The 22,099-nt window shown below is 48.3% G+C and carries 16 protein-coding genes; 12 read left to right on the top strand and 4 right to left on the bottom strand.

The features are described from left to right. Window positions 1–30 precede the first annotated feature (30 nt). Together odhB and sucA are read right to left on the bottom strand one after the other, a co-directional pair. On the bottom strand, window positions 31–1,248 hold the full coding sequence (odhB, locus tag B8880_RS13095; RefSeq protein WP_084258017.1) for a 2-oxoglutarate dehydrogenase complex dihydrolipoyllysine-residue succinyltransferase: 1,218 nt from the start codon (window positions 1,246–1,248) through the stop codon (window positions 31–33). 65 nt (window positions 1,249–1,313) lie between these two features. After that, window positions 1,314–4,127 (bottom strand): 2-oxoglutarate dehydrogenase E1 component, encoded by a 2,814-nt coding sequence (gene sucA, locus B8880_RS13090; protein ID WP_084258016.1) that lies wholly within the window; start codon window positions 4,125–4,127, stop codon window positions 1,314–1,316. Window positions 4,128–4,506: 379 nt separating this feature from the next. Here sucA and B8880_RS13085 point away from each other — a divergent pair, with 379 nt between their 5' ends. Continuing rightward, window positions 4,507–5,790 (top strand): citrate synthase, encoded by a 1,284-nt coding sequence (locus B8880_RS13085; RefSeq protein ID WP_084258015.1) that lies wholly within the window; start codon window positions 4,507–4,509, stop codon window positions 5,788–5,790. Between the two features lie 146 nt (window positions 5,791–5,936). Here B8880_RS13085 and dksA read toward each other — a convergent pair whose 3' ends face one another. After that, on the bottom strand, window positions 5,937–6,386 hold the full coding sequence (gene dksA, locus B8880_RS13080; protein WP_084258014.1) for an RNA polymerase-binding protein DksA: 450 nt from the start codon (window positions 6,384–6,386) through the stop codon (window positions 5,937–5,939). A 361-nt stretch (window positions 6,387–6,747) separates the two neighbouring features. Between dksA and B8880_RS13075 the strand changes: the two genes are divergently transcribed. The 8 genes from B8880_RS13075 to B8880_RS13040 all read left to right on the top strand — a co-directional run bounded on the left by B8880_RS13075 (window position 6,748) and on the right by B8880_RS13040 (window position 17,465). Then, window positions 6,748–9,135 (top strand): DNA internalization-related competence protein ComEC/Rec2, encoded by a 2,388-nt coding sequence (locus tag B8880_RS13075; protein WP_084258013.1) that lies wholly within the window; start codon window positions 6,748–6,750, stop codon window positions 9,133–9,135. Window positions 9,136–9,228: 93 nt separating this feature from the next. Beyond that, complete coding sequence (gene msbA / locus B8880_RS13070) at window positions 9,229–10,980, top strand: lipid A ABC transporter ATP-binding protein/permease MsbA (RefSeq protein ID WP_084258053.1); 1,752 nt, start codon at window positions 9,229–9,231, stop codon at window positions 10,978–10,980. 23 nt (window positions 10,981–11,003) lie between these two features. After that, the gene (gene lpxK, locus B8880_RS13065; protein WP_084258012.1) at window positions 11,004–11,999 is read left to right on the top strand and encodes a tetraacyldisaccharide 4'-kinase; all 996 of its coding nucleotides are present in this window, start codon (window positions 11,004–11,006) and stop codon (window positions 11,997–11,999) included. Next, on the top strand, window positions 11,992–12,192 hold the full coding sequence (locus B8880_RS13060; RefSeq protein ID WP_084258011.1) for a Trm112 family protein: 201 nt from the start codon (window positions 11,992–11,994) through the stop codon (window positions 12,190–12,192). The genes lpxK and B8880_RS13060 overlap by 8 nt, the downstream gene beginning before the upstream one ends. Continuing rightward, entirely contained in the window at window positions 12,179–12,964 is a 786-nt protein-coding gene (gene kdsB / locus B8880_RS13055; protein ID WP_084258010.1) for a 3-deoxy-manno-octulosonate cytidylyltransferase, read from the top strand. Before B8880_RS13060 ends, kdsB begins: the two co-directional genes overlap by 14 nt. A gap of 10 nt (window positions 12,965–12,974) precedes the next feature. Continuing rightward, complete coding sequence (locus B8880_RS13050; protein ID WP_084258009.1) at window positions 12,975–13,391, top strand: YidB family protein; 417 nt, start codon at window positions 12,975–12,977, stop codon at window positions 13,389–13,391. A gap of 54 nt (window positions 13,392–13,445) precedes the next feature. Continuing rightward, entirely contained in the window at window positions 13,446–15,272 is a 1,827-nt protein-coding gene (uvrC, locus tag B8880_RS13045; RefSeq protein WP_084258052.1) for an excinuclease ABC subunit UvrC, read from the top strand. Between the two features lie 240 nt (window positions 15,273–15,512). Beyond that, a complete protein-coding gene (locus B8880_RS13040) occupies window positions 15,513–17,465 on the top strand; it encodes an ABC transporter ATP-binding protein (protein ID WP_084258008.1) in 1,953 nt (650 codons plus the stop codon). A gap of 156 nt (window positions 17,466–17,621) precedes the next feature. Here the strand turns inward: B8880_RS13040 and suhB are convergent, their stop codons facing one another. Beyond that, on the bottom strand, window positions 17,622–18,425 hold the full coding sequence (suhB, locus tag B8880_RS13035; RefSeq protein WP_084258007.1) for an inositol-1-monophosphatase: 804 nt from the start codon (window positions 18,423–18,425) through the stop codon (window positions 17,622–17,624). Window positions 18,426–18,690: 265 nt separating this feature from the next. On the opposite strand from suhB, the gene B8880_RS13030 reads away from it, so the two are divergent. The 3 genes from B8880_RS13030 (at window position 18,691) to B8880_RS13020 (ending at window position 22,056) form a co-directional block, all read left to right on the top strand. Continuing rightward, complete coding sequence (locus tag B8880_RS13030) at window positions 18,691–19,779, top strand: PfkB family carbohydrate kinase (RefSeq protein ID WP_084258006.1); 1,089 nt, start codon at window positions 18,691–18,693, stop codon at window positions 19,777–19,779. Then, window positions 19,776–20,696, top strand: a complete 921-nt coding sequence (locus B8880_RS13025) for a pseudouridine-5'-phosphate glycosidase (RefSeq protein ID WP_084258005.1) — start codon at window positions 19,776–19,778, stop codon at window positions 20,694–20,696. Before B8880_RS13030 ends, B8880_RS13025 begins: the two co-directional genes overlap by 4 nt. Before the next feature lie 88 nt (window positions 20,697–20,784). Beyond that, window positions 20,785–22,056, top strand: coding sequence for a NupC/NupG family nucleoside CNT transporter (locus tag B8880_RS13020; protein ID WP_084258004.1), 1,272 nt, complete (start codon window positions 20,785–20,787; stop codon window positions 22,054–22,056). The last annotated feature ends 43 nt before the right edge of the window (window positions 22,057–22,099 follow it).

The following is a 22,099-nucleotide window of genomic DNA, read 5'->3' as shown; positions in this document are numbered from 1 at the left end:
GCTACCGCCCCGTGTTATATTGACGGCGGGTTAAATTTCCAACAGAATCCGTGTCGGATCTTCCAATAACTCTTTAATCGTCACCAAGAAACCAACCGACTCGCGTCCGTCGATCAAGCGGTGATCGTATGACAGCGCAAGATACATCATCGGGCGAATCACCACCTGTCCGTCTAGGGCAATCGGGCGCTCTTTGATCGCGTGCATACCTAAAATGGCACTTTGCGGCGGGTTGATGATCGGCGTAGACATCAGCGAACCGAATACACCGCCGTTGGTGATGGTGAAGTTGCCGCCGGTCAAATCTTCCACCGTCAGTTTGCCGTCACGCCCTTTTTCCGCCAGTTCTTTGATCTGTTGTTCGATTTCGCCCATTGAGAGTTTATCGCAATTTTTCAACACCGGTGTCACCAGACCGCGCGGTGTGGAAACGGCGATACTGATATCAAAATAGTTATGATAAACAATATCTTCGCCGTCAATCGACGCATTGACTTCCGGATAGCGCTTCAGCGCTTCGACCACCGCCTTGATGTAGAACGACATAAAGCCCAAGCGTACATTGTTGCGTTTTTCAAATTTTTCACCGTAGGTTTTGCGCAGCTGCATAATCGGCGACATATCCACTTCATTAAAGGTGGTCAACATGGCGGTGCTGTTTTTGGCTTCCAGCAGGCGCTCGGCAACCCGTTTGCGCAAGCGGGTCATCGGCACGCGTTTTTCACTGCGGTTCGCCAATGCTACCGAGCTGTCGGTACCGTCTTTATGTACGGCTGAGGCCTGTTTGGCAAGATAGGCATCAATATCTTCACGGGTGATTCGGCCGCCGACGCCGGAACCTTTGATATCGCTGGAGTCAATATTGTTTTCTGCCAGTAAGCGGCGTACCGACGGGCTTAAATTGTCGTGGGAATCGCTGCTCTCGGTGCTTAAAACCGCACTTTGGCGTTCCGCCGGTGTTGTAGCCGGCGCGGAAATGGTATCTTTGGTTACCGTACCTGCGGTAGAAACCGGCAGCAATTTGCCTAAAAGCTGGCTGCTGACCACGGTGGCGCCTTCGTCTTGCAGAATGGATTCAATCACGCCGTCTTCCGAGGCCGGTACTTCCAAAACGACTTTATCGGTTTCGATTTCGACAATAATTTCATCGCGGCTGACACTGTCGCCGATTTTTTTATGCCAGGTAGCAACGGTGGCATCAGCGACGGATTCGGGTAAAACAGGGGTTAAGATATCAATGCTGCTCATATTTATTTCCTTCCAATATGTAATTAACTGTTTAATTCATGCTTCAATCAATTTGTCGAATTTGATTATTCGGTCATCAATGCTTCTTCGACCAAGGCTTTTTGCTGTGCATTATGCAAAGAAGCAAAGCCGGTTGCCGGGGAAGCGGAAGCCGGTCGACCGACATAATTCAAACTGGCGCCTTCCGGTAAGGAAGTGCGGAAATTATGTTGGCTGCAATACCACGCCCCTTGATTTAACGGCTCTTCCTGACACCAGATAAAATCTTTCACATGTTGGTACGCTTTCAGCACGTTTTGCATATCGTCGCTCGGATACGGATAAAGCTGCTCCACTCGAATCAAAGCAACATCGGTCTGCTGTTTTTCACGCCGTTTTTCCAGTAAATCGTAATAGATTTTTCCGGCACAAAGCACGACGCGTTTCACCTGTTTCGGATTGAGCTCGTCGAACTCCGCCAAGACCGGTTGGAATGTGCCTTCCAGCAGTTCCGACATCTCGGAAATCGCCAAGGGGTGACGCAACAATGATTTTGGCGTCAGCGCAATCAGCGGGCGGCGCATTGGCCGGATCATTTGACGGCGCAGCATATGGTAAACCTGTGCCGGCGTGGACGGCACGCAAACTTGAATATTCTGCTCGGCGCACAGTTGTAGATAGCGTTCCAGACGGGCAGAGGAGTGTTCAGGGCCTTGACCTTCGTAGCCGTGCGGCAGCAACATGGTCAAACCGCACATTCTGCCCCATTTTTGTTCGCCGGAGCTGATAAATTGATCGATAACCACTTGCGCTACGTTGGCAAAATCGCCGAATTGGGCTTCCCAAATCACTAAGGTTTTCGGATCGGAGGTGGCATAGCCGTATTCATACGCCAAAACCGCCTCTTCGGACAGCACGGAATCCCAAACCTCAAAGCGCCCTTGCTGATTATGCAGGTTGGCAAGCGGAATGTAGTAAGTGCCGTCTTCTTGGTTATGCAGCACCGCATGACGGTGGAAGAACGTTCCCCGTCCTGAATCTTCGCCGGAAAGGCGAATGGCATTGCCGTCGTCCAGCAGAGTGGCATACGCCATGATTTCCGCCATACCCCAATCCAGCGGTTTCTCGCCGGCCGCCATCAGTTCGCGGTCTTCGTAGATTTTTTTCACCCGATTGTGCAGTTTGTGCGATTCCGGATAGAGGCAGACTTTCTTCGCCAAGGCGATAAACCGCTCTTTCGGGAATCGGTTTTCGTAGTGTGCCGTCCAATCGTGATCCAGATAGTTGATCCATTCCAATGAATTGCGATCCAACTCGCGCCACTCTTTCACCACGCATTCACCGTTATCCAAAGCATCACGATAGCCGTTCATCATTTCAAAGGTTTGATCGTCGCTTAACACCCCTTCGGCAACTAAGCGATCGGCATAGACTTTGCGCGGTGTCGGGTGCTTTTTGATTTGTTTGTACATCATCGGCTGGGTGGCAGACGGTTCATCCGCTTCGTTGTGGCCGTGGCGGCGGTAAGAAACCAGATCAATGAAAATATCGTTTTTAAATTTCGCACGGTATTCCACCGCCATGCGTGCGGCGTAGATCACCGCTTCGGGATCGTCGCCGTTGACATGAATCACCGGTGCGTCCACCATTTTGGCAATATCGGTACAATATTCGGTGGAACGGGTGTCGCCGGTGTAAGAGGTGGTGAAACCGATGCGGTTATTGATCACCACCCGAATTGTGCCGCCGATGGTGTAACCGCGGGTGGACGACATATTCAGGGTTTCTTGTACAATGCCTTGTCCGGTGACGGCGGAGTCGCCGTGTACGGTAATACCCAACACTTTGTTGCGTTCGTCATCTTGCAGACGGGTTTGACGGGAGCGGACAGAGCCGATGACCACCGGACTGACAATCTCCAAGTGCGACGGGTTAAACGCCAACGACAGGTGAACCGGACCGTTTTCCGTCATAAAATTAGATGAGAAGCCTTGATGGTATTTCACGTCGCCGGTGCGATCTTGGCTGTTGTGTTTGCCGGCGAATTCGTCGAATAGTTCCGCCGGTTTCTTGCCTAATACGTTGACCAGCATATTTAGTCGCCCACGGTGCGCCATGCCCATCACAATATCTTTGGCACCGAATTTTCCGGCGTGGCGGATAATCTCTTTCATCAGCGGAATAAAGGCGTCGCTGCCCTCGAGAGAGAAACGTTTGGCACCGGGAAATTTCGCGCCCAAATAACGCTCCAGCCCTTCGGCGGCGGTCAGTTCTTGCAGATAGGTTTTTTGTTCTTCCGCGCTAAAGAGCGGTTTGTTTAAGCGCGCTTCCATTTTTTGCTGTAGCCAGTCGCGGATCTCAATATTATGCAGGTGCATAAATTCCAGCCCGATGGTGCTGCAATAAGTGTCGTGCAATTTTTCGGAAAGCTCGCGCAGGGTAATATTTTCACGCTCGTATACATATTTACCGATATTGAACTCTTCGTCCAAATGCTTCTCTTCCAAACCGTAGAATTGATAATCCAGATTCGGTACGGAAAGACGTTTCCACATTTTCAGCGGATCGAGATCGGCGCGCAGATGCCCGCGATAACGGAACGCATTGATATATTGCAATGCCCGCACAAGGCGGCGGCTGGCACTCGGATCAATGATGGTGTGAGTGCCGGTTTTATTGGTGTTTTCTTGGGCTAATTCGCGGAAGTATTCGCGCACCGGCGTGTGCGGTTGTTCGGCAACCGCCGGTTTGGGCCAAGTATCAAAAATCCGTTTCCAGCTGGAGTCAACACTCTGCGGGTCTTTAAGATAGTCTTCATAGACTTGTTCTACATACGTCTGGTTGGCTCCCCCCAGGGCACTGGAGGCGATCCAATCCTGCATCGCACCGTTTTGTTGCATAACTACCTGACCTTTTCTTAAAATAAAATAATAGGATAAACTATAATTTTGTTAGTAAATTGAATATTTTACCGTTAAATGTAGGCGAAAAATATGCGCTTTACAAGAACATGACGAACTTTATTTCGAGCTTTTATTTCAAGCTAAGCTACCATTCAAATTATACCTAAAAATTTTTTTTATAATGTGACCTGGATAGTATTTTTTACAAAAAAATAACATTTTCCCCAAAAGTTCCTTTAAATTTGTCCGTTAAAAGACTAAATTGTTGAAAATTCATTTTACATTATCTCTTTATTTATGCTAATAAATGAATCAGTCTAACGATAAATACGATTAAATCGGTTGTTTTAACAAAAATATAACATAGGGAGTGATCATGTCAGAATTAAAAGCAACATTATCCATCAGTGATGGTCGTCAGCTTGAAGTGGATGTTCATCGGGCGGTATTGGGTTACGATTCGATTGATGTTCAGTCATTGGTCAAAAATCATCTGTTTACCTTTGATCCGGGCTTTATGTCAACGGCTTCCTGTAAATCGGCGATTACTTATATTGACGGCGATGAAGGGATTTTGTTGCACCGAGGTTATCCGATTGAGCAATTGGCTGAAAATGCGGACTATTTGGAAGTTTCTTATCTGCTGTTGTTTGGTGAGCGCCCGAACAAAGAGCAGTATCAGGCATTTGAAGCCAGAGTAAAAAAACATACCCTCGTACATGAACAGATTTCCCGCTTCTTCCACGGCTTCCGTCGCGATTCCCACCCGATGGCGATCATGTGCGGTGTCAGTGGCGCATTGGCGGCGTTCTATCACGACTCGATTGACGTCAACAATATTTACCACCGTGAATTGACCGCCTACCGCCTCTTGGCAAAAATGCCGACCTTGGCGGCGATGTGCTATAAATATTCAATCGGACAACCGTTTATGTATCCGCAGCGCCATCTCTCATTTTCCGGCAACTTCCTGTATATGATGTTCGCCACGCCGTGCGAGCCGTATGTGGTCAATCCGGTGTTGGAAAAAGCGATGGATAAAATCTTTATCCTGCATGCGGATCATGAACAAAACGCCTCCACGTCCACGGTGCGTACCGCCGCCTCGTCCGGCGCCAACCCGTTTGCCTGTATCGCCGCCGGCATCGCTTCCCTTTGGGGGCCTGCACATGGCGGCGCCAACGAAGCCTGTATCAATATGTTGGAAGAGATCGGCAGTGTTGATCGCATTCCGGAATATATCGAGAAAGCCAAAGACAAAAACGATCCGTTCCGTTTGATGGGCTTCGGCCATCGGGTGTACAAAAATTACGATCCGCGCGCCAAAGTGATGCGCCAGACCTGCCATGAAGTGTTGAAAGAACTGAACGTGCAGAATCCGCTGCTTGATGTGGCAATGGAGCTGGAGCGCATTGCCTTGAGCGATCCGTATTTTGTCGATCACAAGCTGTATCCGAACGTGGATTTCTATTCCGGCATTATCCTGAAAGCGATCGGCATTCCGGTATCGATGTTTACCGTGATGTTCGCTTTGGCGAGAACGGTCGGCTGGATTGCGCACTGGAAAGAGATGTACAACCAAGGGGCGATCAAAATCGTGCGTCCGCGCCAAGTCTATATCGGCCATGCGCAACGGGATTTCGAAAAAATGGAAAAGTAGTGCAAACCGCACTTTGCCCATTTTGGCATTGAAATAGAAACGGCAGAAACGGAAACGGTGGAACAATTCTTCTGCCGTGAAAAACAGATAAAATTAAAGGATCAGGCTGGCGCTTGATCCTTTATCTATTTCAGCGACTTGACACGCTATTTCGAGGTTTGCTTTTCGCGAATTTCCGCTAATGTTTTACAGTCGATACAGAGATCGGCGGTCGGACGGGCTTCCAAACGGCGAATACCGATTTCCACACCGCAGGACTCACAGTAACCGAAATCGTCGGTGTCCAGCTTCAGCAGGGTGTGATCGATTTTTTTCAGCAGTTTGCGTTCACGATCACGGTTTCTTAATACTAAACTGAATTCTTCCTCTTGGGTCGCCCGATCAGCCGGATCCGGAAAATTGGCAGCTTCATCTTGCATTTGCGCCACGGTTTTTCCGGCTTCATTCACGATTTGCTCGCGCCAAGCGGTCAAGATTTTTTTGAAATGAAGAACCTGTTTCTCATTCATATATTCTTCACCCTCTTGTTCTTGATAAGGTTCGACCCCCGCCAATGACAAAAGACTCAAAGATGTTTTTGGAGCTGCTGAACTCATACTGTTCTCCCGTATAGAGTAACCTCAATCAACGTGGTTATCCGCTGAAATTACCCGATTATTTTAGTCGAAAATGAGAAGAAATTTCGATTATTAAAATTTCACGCCTTTTTAAAGCCGATATAAATAGCAGATGTTAAATCTTTTGGCAAATGAAAAGCGGAATATCGCGGTATGATTTTTAGTCATTCAAATAAAAATATTTAAAAACAAATAGTTAAAAATAGCAAATTAAATTCGTGTTTTGCGATCCAGCTCGCAAAAATAAAGGCAACACTTTTATGATTTTGTTTTTTTATTAAAAAATCCTTTTAAAGGAAGGCGAAAATCGGGGAGAAATACGCTTGAACGGAACAAACCGATGAGATTACAAAATATTGCGCTTTGCTGGCTGTTGAGCCTGAGCCAAATTTTTTGGCTGCCGGTTTCGTGGCTGGGTTATCAACGGATTCTGCTGGCGCTTGCGGTTACGGCGGTTTTCAGTGCGTTGTGGTTAGCGCGAAACCGTCGCTACCGCACTTTACTGTTATTGTTCGCCGTGACCTTATGCAGCGCCGCTTATCAACAGTGGTATATCGCCTCAACCTTAGCCAAAACCGAACGGATTGCCGAGTTAAGCCGGCAAATGCAAACGATAGACGCGGAATTTAAGATCGTGTCGCTGCGGCAAATGTTGGCCAATCGCACGCTGGTTGCTGAGTTGGATTTAAACGGATATCAACTGGGCAAAATCAAGGTCAATATCCATTGGCAAGCGGAAGCCGAACCGCACTTGGGCGAAATTTGGCGGGCAACATTGAAGCTGCGTCCGCTCAGCAGCCGTTTAAACGAAGGCGGATTCAATCGGCAGCGCTGGTTGTTGTCGCAATCGATTTTGGCTTCGGCAACGATGAAACAGGGCGAATTGCGGCAACGGCAAAACGGCTGGCGACAGCAAAAATTAGAGCAGATCGTCGCCCAAACCGACGGTTTGCGCTATCAGGGCGTGATCTTGGCGCTAGCGTTTGGCGAACGGGCGTGGATAACCGCACATGACTGGCAACGTTTTCGTGAAAGCGGTACGGCACATCTGATTGCGATTTCTGGACTGCACATCGGTTTGGTTGCAACCATGGCATGGGGTATGGCGCGCTTGGCACAACTGCTTTTGATTCGGCGTTATGCCGCCTTGATCAGTTATCCGCTACCGCACCTGACGGCATTGGTTGCGGCGGCGTTTTATGCCTATTTGGCGGATTTTCTGATTCCCACCCAACGTGCGTTGTGGGCGTACTGTTTCTGGTTGGGGTTGAGCTTTATGCGCATTTATCTGCCGCCGTGGAAATTGCTGATATTGATTATCGCTTGGTTGAGCCTGCTCGATCCGTTGTCGCTGTTGAACGAAAGTTTTTGGCTGTCCTGCGGAACGGTGGCGATTTTGTGTTTTTATTATCACTATTTTCCGTTAAGCGGCTTGAGGTGGCGTGGTAAAACCCTGCGGCAACAGCTGCCGAAAATCGGCTATTGGATACTGGGGCTGCTCCATTTGCAACTCGGCTTACTATTGCTGTTCACGCCGTTGCAACTATTTGTTTTTAAAGCGTTACCGCTGAATGCGTTTTTAAGCAATTTGTTATTAGTACCGCTGTTTAGTCTTGTCTTGGTTCCGTTGATTTTAATCAGCCTGTTTAGCGGCGGATTCAGTTGGCATTGGGTTGACGGTTTATTGCAACGGACGTTGGCATTGCTGGATTGGTTGCCGAACCGCTATTGGCTGGTGTCGGATCTTGAGCGCGACGGCATGATTTTACTGGTGCTGTTGTTGCTTGGTATTCTCTTCGGCTTGCGCCGCCATTACCGCACTTTGGCTATTGACGGCACGACGACGGCTAAAAGTGCGGTTAAAGCCGAAAATAAAGCGGCGTTTGTTATTGGGATTCTGTTTTTGCTGTATGGCGGCAAAGTCGTGTTTGAGCAGAGCCGCCAAGCGGATTGGCAACTGGTGATGTTAGATGTGGGGCAAGGGCTGGCGCTGTTGATTGTCGAACGGCAGCACGCTACGCTGTTTGACACCGGACAAGCGTGGCAGGGTGGCAGTATGGCGGAAACGGAAATTTTGCCGTATTTGCAGCGCAATGGTTTGCAGTTGGAACAGCTGATCCTCAGTCATGACGATAATGATCACGCCGGTGGCGCGGAAGTGCTGCTGCGCCATTTCCCAAGTGCGGTGCTGTTCGGCAGTTCGCAGAAAGCGTATAACGCCCAGCCTAAACAAGCCTGCATTCAGGGAGCACGTTGGCTGTGGCGTGGCTTTCAATTTGAGGTTTTTGCCCCATCTCAGTGGGTTCCGGTTGCCAAAAATCAGGATTCTTGTGTGGTGTTGGTCAGCCGTGACAACGTGCGGTTCATCTTGAGCGGCGATGTTGCGCGAACAACCGAAGATCGCATTGCGCAGCACATCGGCAAGGTCGATTGGCTGCAAGTGGGACATCACGGCAGCAATACCTCCAGCGGTTGGATCTGGTTGAGCCGTCTGCGCCCGACAATATCGCTGATTTCCGCAGGGCTGCACAACCAATGGAAGCTGCCGCACACCGCCACGTTGCAACGCCTGCGGTACACGCAAAGTGCGGTTTACAACACCGCACTTGACGGGCAGATCACGCTTTCAGTGCGCGCGCAAAATTGGCAAATCTCAACGGCGAGAGGCGGTTGGCTTGCGTGGTATCAGATAATTATTGGCTTAGAAAAGGAAATACAGTTAGAATAACCCCATTTTACAGTTCAGCCTGTCGCTTTTTGCTCAAATAATAAAAGAAAGCGGCTAGGTTGCGGACGCTACTCAATGGAAAATAACGATTTAATGGAAGATAAAGACTTTTCGACGGCAAAGACGTTCAAACGCCTTTGGCCAATGATTTTGCCGTTTAAATCCGGATTAATTGTGGCGGCAATTGCCTTGATTCTCAATGCCTTGACCGATGCCGGTTTAATTTCAATGTTGAAACCGTTGCTGGATGACGGTTTTGGCAAAGCCGATACCGATTTCCTCAAACTGATGGCGGTGTTGGTGGTGGTGCTGATTTTTCTGCGCGGATTGAGTAATTTTATCTCTACTTATTGCTTGGCATGGGTGTCCGGCAAAGTGATCATGACCATGCGCCGCCGTTTGTTTAAACATATGATGTATATGCCGGTGTCGTTTTTTGACAAGAATTCGTCCGGCAAACTGCTGTCACGGATTACTTATGATTCCGAACAAGTTGCGTCTTCCTCCTCCGGCGCCTTGGTGACGATTGTGCGTGAAGGGGCGTATCTGTTGTCCTTGTTGGGCGTGATGATTTATACCAGTTGGCAGTTATCGGTAGTGTTGTTTATTATCGGCCCGATTATTGCGGTGTTGATTCGCATGGTGTCCAAACATTTCCGCCGTTTAAGCAAGAATATGCAAACTTCGATGGGCGAGCTGACCTCGTCGGCGGAGCAGATGTTGAAAGGGCATAAAGTGGTGTTGTCGTTCGGCGGGCAAAAAGTGGAAGAAGATCGTTTTAACCACGTCAGCAACGATATGCGCCGCAAAGGCATGAAAATGATGATGGCTTCGGCGATCTCCGATCCGGTGGTGCAGATCATCGCGTCCTTTGCCTTGGCGGTGGTGTTGTATCTGGCGACCATGCCGAGCATCATGAGCCAAAACCTGACCGCCGGTGCGTTTACGGTGGTGTTTTCTTCGATGTTGGCGATGATGAAACCGCTGAAATCGCTGACCAATGTCAATGCACAATTCCAACGCGGTATGGCGGCATGCCAAACTCTGTTTGCGATTATGGATCTGCCGATTGAAAACGATAACGGCAAGTTGAATGTTGAGAAAGTCGCCGGTGATGTGCGTTTCGATAACGTCTCTTTCCACTATGAGGGCAAAGAGAACAATGTGCTGCAAGATGTTTCGTTTACGGTTAAAGCCGGTAGCACGGTGGCATTGGTCGGGCGATCCGGATCGGGGAAATCGACGATTGCCAATCTGGTAACCCGTTTTTATGATATTGAACAAGGGGAAATTACGCTTGACGGTCATAATATCAAAGATTATACCCTCGAAAATCTGCGCACCCATTGTGCGGTAGTATCACAGCAGGTGCATCTGTTCAACGACACGGTGGCGAACAATATTGCCTATGCGGCAACGGAAAAATACAGTCGCGAACAAATTATTGAAGCCGCCCGCGCCGCCCATGCGTTGGAGTTTATCGAAAATCTGCCGCAGGGTATGGATACCGAAATCGGCGAAAACGGCGTGATGTTGTCCGGCGGACAACGGCAGCGCTTGGCGATTGCCCGTGCGTTGTTGCGCAATGCGACGGTGTTGATTTTAGACGAGGCGACATCGGCGCTGGACACCGAATCGGAACGCGCAATTCAAGCGGCGATTGACGGTTTGCGTCATAACCGCACCATTATTGTGATTGCCCATCGCTTGTCAACCATTGAAAATGCCGATGAGATCTTAGTAATCGATCACGGCAGAGTGGTTGAGCGAGGCACGCATAAACAGTTATTGGCTGCCGGAAATGCGTATTCCCAATTGCATAAATTGCAGTTTAGCCAGTCGTAATTGAATATAAAGGACGGCATTGCATGAATTTTTGGTATCAAAAAAGTCTGTTGACTTGGTTGCTTGCGCCATTGGCGTTATTGTTTTGGGGCATAACCGCACTTCGCCGTTCGGCTTATCGTATTGGGCTGCTGAAGTCTTGGAAAGCACCGTTGCCGGTGGTGATTGTCGGTAATTTGTCGGTCGGCGGCAACGGCAAAACCCCGTTTGTGATTTGGCTGGCACGCCGCCTACAACAACAAGGCCTCAGGGTCGGTGTGATCTCACGCGGTTACAGCGGCGAATTGAAACAGTTTCCGCAACTGGTTTGTGCCAATTCGAATCCGGTTGAAGTGGGGGACGAACCGGTATTAATCGCACGCCGCAGCGGTGCGAAAATTGCGATTTCACCGAATCGTCGCCAGAGTATTGAATTATTGTGCAAAGCCTACCATATTGATGTTATCTTGAGCGATGACGGACTACAGCATTATGCTTTGCAGCGCGATATCGAAGTGGTGGTGGTCGATGCGCAACGCCGCTTTGGCAATGGATTTTTACTGCCGGCAGGGCCGTTGCGCGAATTACCTACTCGCTTGCAAAACGTTGATGCGGTGATTTGTAACGGGGAAACGGCACGCGCCGAAGAGATCCAAATGCAGTTGCAAGCCGAGGTGGCGGTCAATCTGCTCACGCAGGAAGAGCGCCCGCTCAGCGAATTCGGTGCGCAAGCGATTGTTGCGCTGGCGGCGATAGGCAATCCGCAACGCTTTTTCACTATGTTACAACAACATAAGCTGAACGTGGTCAAGCAAAAAGCGTTTACCGATCATGCCAAATTTTCCGCTGAGAAGTTAGCCTCTTTGACCAATGCGGAACAGATGTTGTTTATGACCGAAAAAGACGCGGTGAAATGCAGCGGCTTTGCCCGTGAAAACTGGTGGTATGTACCGGTGGATGCGGTGTTACAGCCGGAAGTTGACGGCTTAATTGAGAAAATCATGCAGCAAGTGAAAGCAAACGGTGAAAAAGGTGAATAATAAAATGTTACAGGTGATCGCCTGTCCGCGTTGTCACGCAAAATTACGCTATGATCAAGCCAATCAGCGCCTGATCTGTGAATTCGAGCATTTGGCGTACCCGATTAAAAACGGAATTCCGGTGCTGTTGCCCGAAAGTGCGGTCACGCTGGCGGAAACAAACGACAAGGAGTCGCAACATGACAAAATTTAGTGTGATTATTCCGGCACGTTTCGCTTCCTCGCGCTTGCCGGGCAAACCGTTGGCGGATATCGACGGCAAACCGATGATCCAACACGTTTGGCAACAAGCACAGAAATCTGGTGCCGAGCGGATTATCGTCGCTACCGATCATGCCGAAGTAGCGGCAGTTGCAGGTGCATTTGGCGCCGAAGTGTGCATGACGTCGGAACGGCACAACTCCGGCACCGAGCGTTTGGCGGAAGTAGTCGAAAAGTGCGGTTTGGTCACCGATGAAATTGTTGTCAATGTACAGGGCGACGAGCCGCTGATTCCGCCGACGATTATTCGGCAGGTGGCGCAAAACTTGGCAGATAATGCGGTAAAAATGGCGACATTGGCGGTAAAAATCGAAGATGTCGAAGAACTGTTTAATCCGAATGTGGTCAAAGTGTTGACCGACCAAAAGGGTTTCGTGCTGTATTTTTCCAGAGCGGCGATTCCTTGGGATCGCGATCAGTTTGCCGCCCTGAAAAAAGGCGAAACGCAAGCCGCGGATTTGGATTTGAGCAAAACCGGCTATTTGCGCCACATTGGTCTGTATGCCTATCGTGCGGGCTTTATCCGGCAATATGTGCAGTGGCAGCCGACCGCACTTGAACAGATAGAATCGTTAGAACAGCTGCGCGTGTTGTGGTACGGTGAAAAAATTCATCTGCAGTTGGCACAAGAAGTTCCGGCTGTCGGCGTGGATACGTTTGAGGATCTTGAAAAAGTCCGTCAAATTTTAACTCAGTCATCTTAGGAATAAATATATGTTAGACAAAATTTTAGGTTCGGTGGTATCCGGTGTGTTGGGCGGCGAAGCCGGTAAGCAAAGTCAGGCGATGTCGATCATCAATGCGCTGTTGTCTTCACAGGGCGGCATTCAAGGCATTTTAGCCAAATTTCAACAAGGCGGGCTGGACGATCTGCTGCAATCTTGGTTGGGAACCGGCGAAAACAAAAGTATTTCTCCGACCCAAGTGGAAGACGTATTCGGCAAACAGGAGCTGCAACAAGCGGCGCAGCAAGCCGGCGTGAAAGACGAAGCGGAAGCCTCCGATCTGCTTTCGCAATTTTTACCGCAGATTGTGGACAAATTAAGCCCGAACGGTGCGCTGGATCAAAATGCGAGCGGTGATCTGCTGTCCAAAGGGATTCAATCCGTTTTAAATAATTTTTTAAAATAACCCTATTTCGGGCGGATCGCGATTCCGCCCGTTTACCATAACCTTGCCGCTATGCTGTTTGATGCCAAACGTTTCCTCGCCGAAGTCACTTCCGAGCCCGGTGTTTATCGTATGTATGATGATAAAAACGAGATCATCTATGTCGGTAAAGCCAAAGATCTGAAAAAACGCTTATCCAGCTACTTCAGAAAAAATTTGTCGAGCAAAAAAACCGAAGCCTTAGTGTCGGTTATCGCCAATATCGACGTGACCGTCACCCACTCGGAAACCGAAGCGTTACTGCTTGAACATAATTATATCAAAAAATACCAACCGAAATACAATGTCTTGCTGCGCGACGATAAATCCTATCCGTTTATTCTGCTGACCAAAGAGCGTCACCCGCGTTTGAGCGCATTTCGCGGCAGTAAAAAAGCAGCCGGTGACTATTTCGGGCCTTATCCTAATGCCGGTGCAGTGCGTGAAACCTTGTCGCTGATTCAAAAATTGTTTCCGGTGCGGCAATGCGAAGACACCACCTACCGCAACCGCTCCCGTCCTTGTCTGCAATATCAGATAGGGCGTTGTTCCGCGCCTTGTGTCAGCGGCTATGTCAGTGATGAAGAGTATAACCGGCAAGTCAATTATGTGCGCCTGTTTTTGCAAGGTAAGGATCAACAGGTGTTGGATCATCTGGTGCAGCAAATGGAGCAGGCGAGCACCGCACTGAATTTTGAAAAAGCGGCGTTGTACCGTGATCAGATCCAAGCGGTGCGGGCGGTCACTGAGAAACAGTTTGTCTCCAACCAAAATACCGACGATCTGGACATCATCGCCATCGCTTATCAACACGGCATCGCCTGTATTCATGTGATGTTTATCCGGCAAGGCAAAGTGCTGGGCAGCCGCAGCTATTTCCCAAAAATTCCGAGCCATACCGCACTTGACGAAGTGAGCGAAACCTTTTTCGGGCAATTTTATCTGCAAGCCGGACAGGGCAGAACGATCCCGAAAAAAATCATTACCAACCGCCGGTTGGAACAAAAATCGGCACTGGAAACCCTGCTGAGCCAACAGGCCGGTTTTACCGTCACTATTCAGGATAATGCCAAAGGCAAGCAATCCAAGTTTTTGCATTTGGCACAAATGAACGCTGACATTGCGCTGACCGATCAGCTGAAACAAAGCGGCAGAATCAAAGAGCGGTATCAAGCGCTGTGCGAACTGTTGGATTTGCCGGCGATTCGGCGCATGGAGTGTTTCGATATCAGCCACACCATGGGTGAGCAGACGGTGGCTTCGTGCGTGGTGTTCAATCAAGACGGGCCTTACAAAAGCGATTACCGTCGCTTTAATATTAGCGGTATCACGCCCGGTGACGACTATGCAGCAATGGAAAAAGCACTGTTGAAACGCTATAACAAACCGCTGGAGGCAGAGAAAATCCCCGATATTATTTTTATCGACGGCGGCAAAGGGCAGCTTAACCGCGCGTTGGAAGTGTTTGCCAAGCTGCAAGTGGCATGGGATAAAAACCACCCTTTGTTGATCGGGGTCGCCAAAGGGGTTGAACGTAAAGCCGGATTGGAAACCTTGATTATCAGCAAACAGGATCGTGAGCTGCACCTGCCGGCCGACAGCTTGGCACTGCATTTAATCCAACATATCCGTGACGAATCGCATCGCCACGCGATCGGCGGACACCGCAAAAAACGGCAAAAAGCCTTTGCCCAAAGCGGCTTGGAATCTATCGCAGGGATTGGCGGCAAACGCCGTCAGGCGCTGCTGAAATACCTCGGCGGCATGCAAGGGGTGAAAGCCGCAACGATTGAAGAGCTGGCGAGCGTGCCGGGGATTTCGCAAAAAATGGCGGAGACCGTATTCGAGCGCTTGCACGAATAACGCGGCAACAGCCTATAAAAGCCGGATTAAACCTGCTAAAATTCCTCACCATTTTCGATTTATATTTTAAACACGACCCTAACATTACAAAACACGGGGCTGTGACGATTTTTCGTCACTACTGGGTTAAAAGCCGTTGGTTTAGAATCACTAAATTTCACGACGTTTGCCTTGTATTGGTGAAAAATAGCCTATGGCTCAAATTATAGATAAAGATCAACAAACCCTAAGGATTATAGTTTGGCATTACTGAATTTAACCAATGCGTATTTGTCATTTAGTGATCATCCGTTATTGGATCACGCCGATTTGCATATCGAAGCCGGCGAACGGGTCTGCTTGGTCGGGCGCAACGGCGCCGGCAAGTCGACTTTGATGAAAATTCTTGCCGGCGAAGTCAACCTCGACGACGGCACATTACAGCTGGAAAGCGGTGTGGTGGTTTCACGCTTGGAGCAAGATCCGCCGCGCCATATCGAAGACAACGTATTCGATTATGTTGCCGAAGGCATCGCCGATCTTGCCGATTTGCTGAAGCAGTATCACCGCCTTTCGCACCAATTGACGGCGGATTATTCCGACGAACTGTTGCAGCAACTGGCGGAAGTGCAAAACGAATTGGATCACGCCAACGGCTGGCAGGTCGAAAGCCGGATTCAAGACGTGTTGCGCCGTTTGGATTTGAACCCTGACACCCTGCTGTCCGAGCTGTCGGGCGGTTGGCAGCGCAAAGCGGCGTTGGCACGGGCGTTGGTCAGCAATCCGGATATTTTATTGCTGGACGAACCGACCAACCATCTGGATATTGAAGCAATTGACTGGCTGGAAGCCTTTTTGTTGGAATTTTCCGGCAGCATTATTTTTATTTCGCACGACCGCTCTTTTATCCGCAAAATGGCAACCCGAATCGTCGATTTGGATCGCGGCAAGTTGGTGTCTTATCCGGGCAATTACGATCTGTATCTGACCGCTAAAGAAGAAAATCTGCGGGTGGAGGAGTTGCAAAACGAGCTGTTCGATAAAAAACTGGCGCAAGAGGAAGTGTGGATTCGACAGGGGATCAAAGCGCGTCGCACCCGTAACGAGGGCAGAGTGCGTGCGTTGAAAGCTCTGCGTGAAGAGCGTCGCCAACGGCGTGAAGTGTTGGGCACGGCGAAAATCCAAGTGGATACCGCCACCCGCTCCGGCAAAATTGTGTTTGAAATCGAAGATCTGGGCTATCAAATCGAAGAGAAAGTGTTACTGAAAAATTTCAGCGACAATATTATGCGCGGCGATAAAATCGCATTGGTCGGCCCGAACGGCTGCGGCAAAACCACGTTTATCAAACTGTTGCTGCAACAATTGAGCCCGACGGCAGGCAAAGTGCGGTCGGGAACCAAACTGGAAGTCGCCTACTTCGATCAATACCGCGCCGATTTGGATCCGGAAAAAAGCGTGATGGATAACGTCGCCGACGGCAAACAAGATGTGGAAGTCAACGGGCATAAACGCCATGTCTTAGGCTATTTGCAAGACTTCCTGTTTCCGCCGAAACGGGCGATGAGTCCGGTGAAAGCATTGTCGGGCGGCGAACGCAACCGTTTATTGTTGGCGAAGCTACTGTTAAAACCGAATAATTTATTGATTCTCGACGAACCGACCAATGACTTGGACGTGGAAACGCTTGAATTATTGGAAGATATTTTAAGCGACTATCAAGGCACGTTGATTATCGTCAGCCATGACCGCCAATTTATCGACAACACCGCCACCGAGTGCTATTTCTTCGAGGGCAACGGTGTATTGAACCACTATGTCGGCGGCTACAGCGATGCCAAACAACAGCAGCAAAACTATTTTGCCGCTTTGCAACAGAAAGCCGCCGGCAGCCAAGCCAAAGAAACGCCGACAAAAAGCGAAAGTGCGGTCGAGAATCCGGACGATAAGAAAGGCAAAGTGAAAACCGCAGAGCGCAAAACCAAATTGGGCTTTAAAGAGCAGCGGGAATTAGAGCAGTTGCCACACTTGTTGGAACAGTTGGAAGCGGAAATCGAAGCGCTGCAAACAGAAGTGGCAAGCGCCGAATTTTTCCAAAAAGACCACCAATACACCAGTCAAACCCTGCAACGATTGGCAGATAAAGAGCTGCAACTGGAACAGAGTTTGGAACGCTGGGAAGTGCTGGAAAACATCAGCAACGGCAACGTGTAGCGAGTTACCGCACTTTAGGAATAAAGGTTTCACGCGGAATATTAAAAAAGCGGGCGAAACCTTTGATTTCTTGATTTCTAAAAAAGCGGTTGATCTGCAGAAATAGATAAACAAAAGGCGGTTAAGTAAACCGCCTTTCGTACTATTTGTCGAGAACTACTTTTTCAATTCGTCGGTCAAGTGCGGTTGGATTTTGGTCAAAACCGCTTTGGCGATACGCGGGGCGGCGGCAACGATATTACCGGATTTCAAATAGTTATGCCCACCGACAAAATCGGTCACAATACCGCCTGCTTCACGCACGATCAGATCGCCGGCAGCGCAGTCCCACGGTTTCAAACCGATTTCAAAATAGCCGTCCACACGGTTGGCGGCAACATACGCCAAATCCAGTGCGGCAGAGCCGGCGCGACGGAAGTCGGCGGCGTTTTCAATTAACGAACCGATAATATTTAAATGCGCCTGCATATGTTGTTTGGCTTTGAACGGGAAACCGGTGGCTAATACCGTGCCGTCTAAATCGCGTTTGTTTTCAACGCGTAAACGGGTTTCGTTTAATTTAGCGCCTTCGCCGCGCACTGCCGTGAACAGCTCGTTACGCAGCGGATCGTAAACCACGCCGACTTCGGTGCGACCGTTTTCACGGATAGCGATAGAAACGGCAAAGTGCGGAAAGGATTTGATAAAGTTGGTTGTTCCGTCCAGTGGATCGATCACCCATTGTACATTCTTGTTTTCGCCTTCGATGACACCGCTTTCTTCGGTAATAATCGTGTGATCAGGATACGATTTTTTGATCACTTCGATAATGACTTCTTCAGCAGCTTTATCGATATTGGTGACATAGTCGTTAGCGCGCTTGCTGGTTGTTTCAATACTTTCTGGGCGTTCATAGCCTTTGGCAATCACATTGCCTGCTTTTCGTGCGGCACGAATAGCGATGTTTAACATTGGATTCATAGTTCCACCGGATTTTAAAGAACAAATTAAAAGGAATTGATTATTATCTACACAAAATCAACGTGCGCATTATAAGAAATTCTTCGGTAAATTGCGAGGTAAATTTTGAGAGCGTCTTTAAATCTTTTTGCTTGTCGGATCACAGATTCTGATTTTTATTGGCTAAATTTTGTGCGTTATCTCACAAATTAATTAGTGCGCTATTTATTTTTTATTTTTCAATGACACACTCAAACAAAAGTTGAAAAATAAACAGGTGTTGATTATGAATCGTGAGCAACAAATTTTAGAGCTGTTACGCAAAGATCCTTTAATATCTCAACAACAAATCGCCGATATTTTGGGATTAAGTCGATCCAGTGTGGCCGGCTATATTATGAATTTAATGCGCAAAGGGTATATTAAAGGCAAAGGCTATATTTTATCGCCGCAGCAAAGAGCGGTGACGATTGGCGGAACGAATATGGATATCGCCGGATATTCGCTGAATAATCTTGTTTTTGGCGATTCGAATTTAGGCAAAATTAAATGTACGCCGGGCGGCGTCGGACGAAATATTGCCCAAAATATTGCAATGTTAGGCAAGGAGTCGCATTTAATATCGGTGGTCGGTGACGATTTATATGGCGAAACCGTTTTAGAAAGAACAAAGCAATCAGGCGCTTATGTGGATCGTTGTTATCAATTGCATAATGAAACCACTTCTACTTATATTTCATTGCTCGACAACAACGGCGAAATGGTTGTTGCGATTAACGATATGGAGATTCTAAATAATCTGACCCCAGCCCTGTTATCTTCCCGTCTTAAATTTATCCAGCATGCCGATGTTATTATTTTAGATTGTAATTTAAGTGAAAAAACATTGGCGTGGCTTTTTAGTAATAGCGGCGATATTCCTATATTCGTTGATACGGTTTCAACCTTTAAAGCCATGAAAATTAAACATTGGTTGTCACATATCCATACGTTAAAACCCAATCGCTTGGAAGCCGAAGCATTAAGCGGAATAAAAATAGAAACGAATGACGATGTATTAAAGATTGCAGCTTGGTTTCACCAACAAGGTTTGACCCGTTTGGTGCTGAGTTTGGGATCCGACGGTGTTTATTTTAGTGAAAAAACGGGCGTGTCCGGTTGGGCGGAACCGTTAAAAGTGAACATTATAAATGTGACCGGTGCCGGCGATGCGATGATGGCGGGACTGGTATGTTGCTGGTTGGAAAATATGACGTTTGCGGACAGTATCCGTTATGCTCAAGGCTGTTCGGCGTTGGCGTTATCTTCCGAATTTACTAATAACCCGAATCTATCTGACGATAGTGTTAAAAAACTCCTAGAGGTTCAATTATGAATAAATACCTTGATATTGCTCCCGAAGTCGCGCAAGCGTTGGCAAATAATGTGCCGGTTGTCGCGTTGGAATCAACCATTATTTCTCATGGAATGCCTTATCCGCAGAATGTGGCAACAGCGTTGGAGGTGGAGAATGTTATTCGTGAGAACGGTGCGGTTCCTGCCACAATTGCGATTATCAAAGGGCGGTTAAAAGCCGGTTTATCGCAAGCAGAAATCGAACTGTTAGGCAAAGAGGGGCATGCAGTGGCTAAAGTCAGCCGCCGTGATCTGTCTTTTGTCGTCGCCGCACAAAAGAATGGGGCGACGACGGTGGCGGCAACCATGATTATTGCGGAAATGGCAGGGATTAAGGTATTTGCGACCGGAGGAATCGGCGGCGTGCATAGAGGCGCAGAGTCGACTTTTGATATTTCCGCCGATTTGCAAGAGTTGGCGCGGACGAGTGTTGCGGTGGTGTGTGCCGGAGCAAAATCGATCCTTGATCTGGGATTAACCACCGAATATTTGGAAACATTCGGCGTGCCGTTAATTGGCTACCAAACCGATAAATTACCGGCATTTTTTTCCAGAACAAGCCCTTTCGAGGTGAGTGTTCGCCTTGATTCGGCAGAATCTATTGCACAGGCGATAGATGCAAAATGGTCGCTTGGGTTAGCCGGCGGCGTTGTGATAGCCAATCCTATTCCACAGCAGTTTGCCATGCCGGAAGAGAAAATCAATGCGGCAATTGAACAAGCGCTACGAGAATCAGTGACCCAAGGCATTGTCGGCAAAGAGAGCACGCCGTTTTTGTTGGCAAGAGTAGCGGAATTAACCGGCGGCGAGAGCTTGCATTCCAATATTAATTTGGTTTTCAACAATGCGGAACTGGCGGCTCGAATCGCGGTTAATTATTATCAACTCACGTCATGAATTGCGTTACAGATGAAAGCCGCTGCCTAATAGCGAGCGGCTTTAGTAGTGAACATATACGTTTTACTTCTTTTTATGTGAGGTTTCTATGAGTTCCCTGTTAAGTATCATCGGTATTTTTGTGTTATTGGCAATCGCATTTTTATTATCCGAGAATCGCAAAGCGATTAATTATCGTACGGTTTTCGGCGCATTAGGCATGCAAATTGCTATCGGTGCGTTAATTCTGTATGTATCTGCCGGACGAAATGCGCTGTTGGCTATTTCCAACGGCGTACAAAAAGTGATTGATTACGGCAATGACGGTATCGGATTTTTATTCGGAGGTTTAGTCAGCGATAAAATGTTTGAGGTTTTTGGCGGTGGCGGCTTTATTTTTGCGCTGCGTGTTCTGCCGGTTATCGTCTTTTTTGCTTCGCTGATCTCAGTGTTATATTATATCGGCATTATGCAGTGGGTGATCAAAATTTTAGGCGGTTTTCTGCAAGCCGTATTAAAAACCTCAAAAACAGAATCCATGTCGGCGGCAGCAAATATTTTTGTCGGGCAAACCGAAGCGCCTTTGGTGGTGAAACCCTATATTGCCAAAATGACACAATCGGAATTGTTTGCGGTGATGTGCGGCGGTTTGGCGTCTATTGCCGGTTCGGCATTGGCTGGCTATGCGGCAATGGGCGTGCCGGTGCCTTATTTAATCGCGGCTTCGTTTATGGCGGCGCCCGGCGGATTATTGTTCGCCAAGATTTTGGTTCCGCAAACCGAAACCGTCAATGATGAAATTGATTATGATAACAACGAAGATAAACCGGCGAATATTTTAGATGCGGCGGCAGGCGGTGCTTCGGCAGGTATGCAATTGGCACTGAATGTGGGGGCAATGTTACTGGCATTCGTCGCATTGATTGCATTGCTAAACGGGATCATCGGCGGAGTCGGCGCTTGGTTTAATCAGCCGGAACTCAGTTTGCAAATGATTTTGGGCTGGTTGTTCCAACCACTGGCTTATATTATCGGCGTTCCGTGGGGAGAAGCACAGGTTGCCGGTTCGATGATTGGGCAAAAATTAGTGATTAACGAATTTGTTGCTTATTTAGATTTCGGACGTTATTTAGGCGAAAATCCGCCGATGGTTCTGACGGATAAAACCAAAGCGATTATCACATTCGCCTTATGCGGCTTTGCAAACTTAGGCTCGATCGCTATTTTAATCGGCGGAATAGGCACACTGGCGCCGAATCGCCGTTCCGATATTGCCAGAATGGGGATCAAAGCGGTGATTGCAGGTTCTTTATCTAATTTAATGAGCGCAACCATTGCCGGTTTATTTATCGGGTTGACTGGTATCGCGTTAATCGGTTAATTATCTTCCGCACAATTCACGTTATAATGACCTGATTTTGATT

Source organism: Pasteurella testudinis DSM 23072, from assembly GCF_900176075.1.
In the GTDB taxonomy this organism is placed as follows: domain Bacteria; phylum Pseudomonadota; class Gammaproteobacteria; order Enterobacterales; family Pasteurellaceae; genus Chelonobacter; species Chelonobacter testudinis.
The sequence above is the reverse complement of the archived record's forward strand: the minus strand, read 5'-3'. Positions and strand labels throughout refer to the sequence as shown.

Coding starts and splice junctions, on each gene's coding strand:
- lpxK (WP_084258012.1), top strand. CDS start 11,004: ATGAATTTTTGGTATCAAAAAAGTCTGTTGACTTGGTTGCTTGCGCCA.
- kdsB (WP_084258010.1), top strand. CDS start 12,179: ATGACAAAATTTAGTGTGATTATTCCGGCACGTTTCGCTTCCTCGCGC.
- suhB (WP_084258007.1), bottom strand. CDS start 18,425: ATGAATCCAATGTTAAACATCGCTATTCGTGCCGCACGAAAAGCAGGC.
- msbA (WP_084258053.1), top strand. CDS start 9,229: ATGGAAGATAAAGACTTTTCGACGGCAAAGACGTTCAAACGCCTTTGG.
- B8880_RS13025 (WP_084258005.1), top strand. CDS start 19,776: ATGAATAAATACCTTGATATTGCTCCCGAAGTCGCGCAAGCGTTGGCA.
- dksA (WP_084258014.1), bottom strand. CDS start 6,386: ATGAGTTCAGCAGCTCCAAAAACATCTTTGAGTCTTTTGTCATTGGCG.
- B8880_RS13085 (WP_084258015.1), top strand. CDS start 4,507: ATGTCAGAATTAAAAGCAACATTATCCATCAGTGATGGTCGTCAGCTT.
- B8880_RS13020 (WP_084258004.1), top strand. CDS start 20,785: ATGAGTTCCCTGTTAAGTATCATCGGTATTTTTGTGTTATTGGCAATC.
- B8880_RS13075 (WP_084258013.1), top strand. CDS start 6,748: ATGAGATTACAAAATATTGCGCTTTGCTGGCTGTTGAGCCTGAGCCAA.
- odhB (WP_084258017.1), bottom strand. CDS start 1,248: ATGAGCAGCATTGATATCTTAACCCCTGTTTTACCCGAATCCGTCGCT.
- B8880_RS13030 (WP_084258006.1), top strand. CDS start 18,691: ATGAATCGTGAGCAACAAATTTTAGAGCTGTTACGCAAAGATCCTTTA.
- B8880_RS13050 (WP_084258009.1), top strand. CDS start 12,975: ATGTTAGACAAAATTTTAGGTTCGGTGGTATCCGGTGTGTTGGGCGGC.
- sucA (WP_084258016.1), bottom strand. CDS start 4,127: ATGCAACAAAACGGTGCGATGCAGGATTGGATCGCCTCCAGTGCCCTG.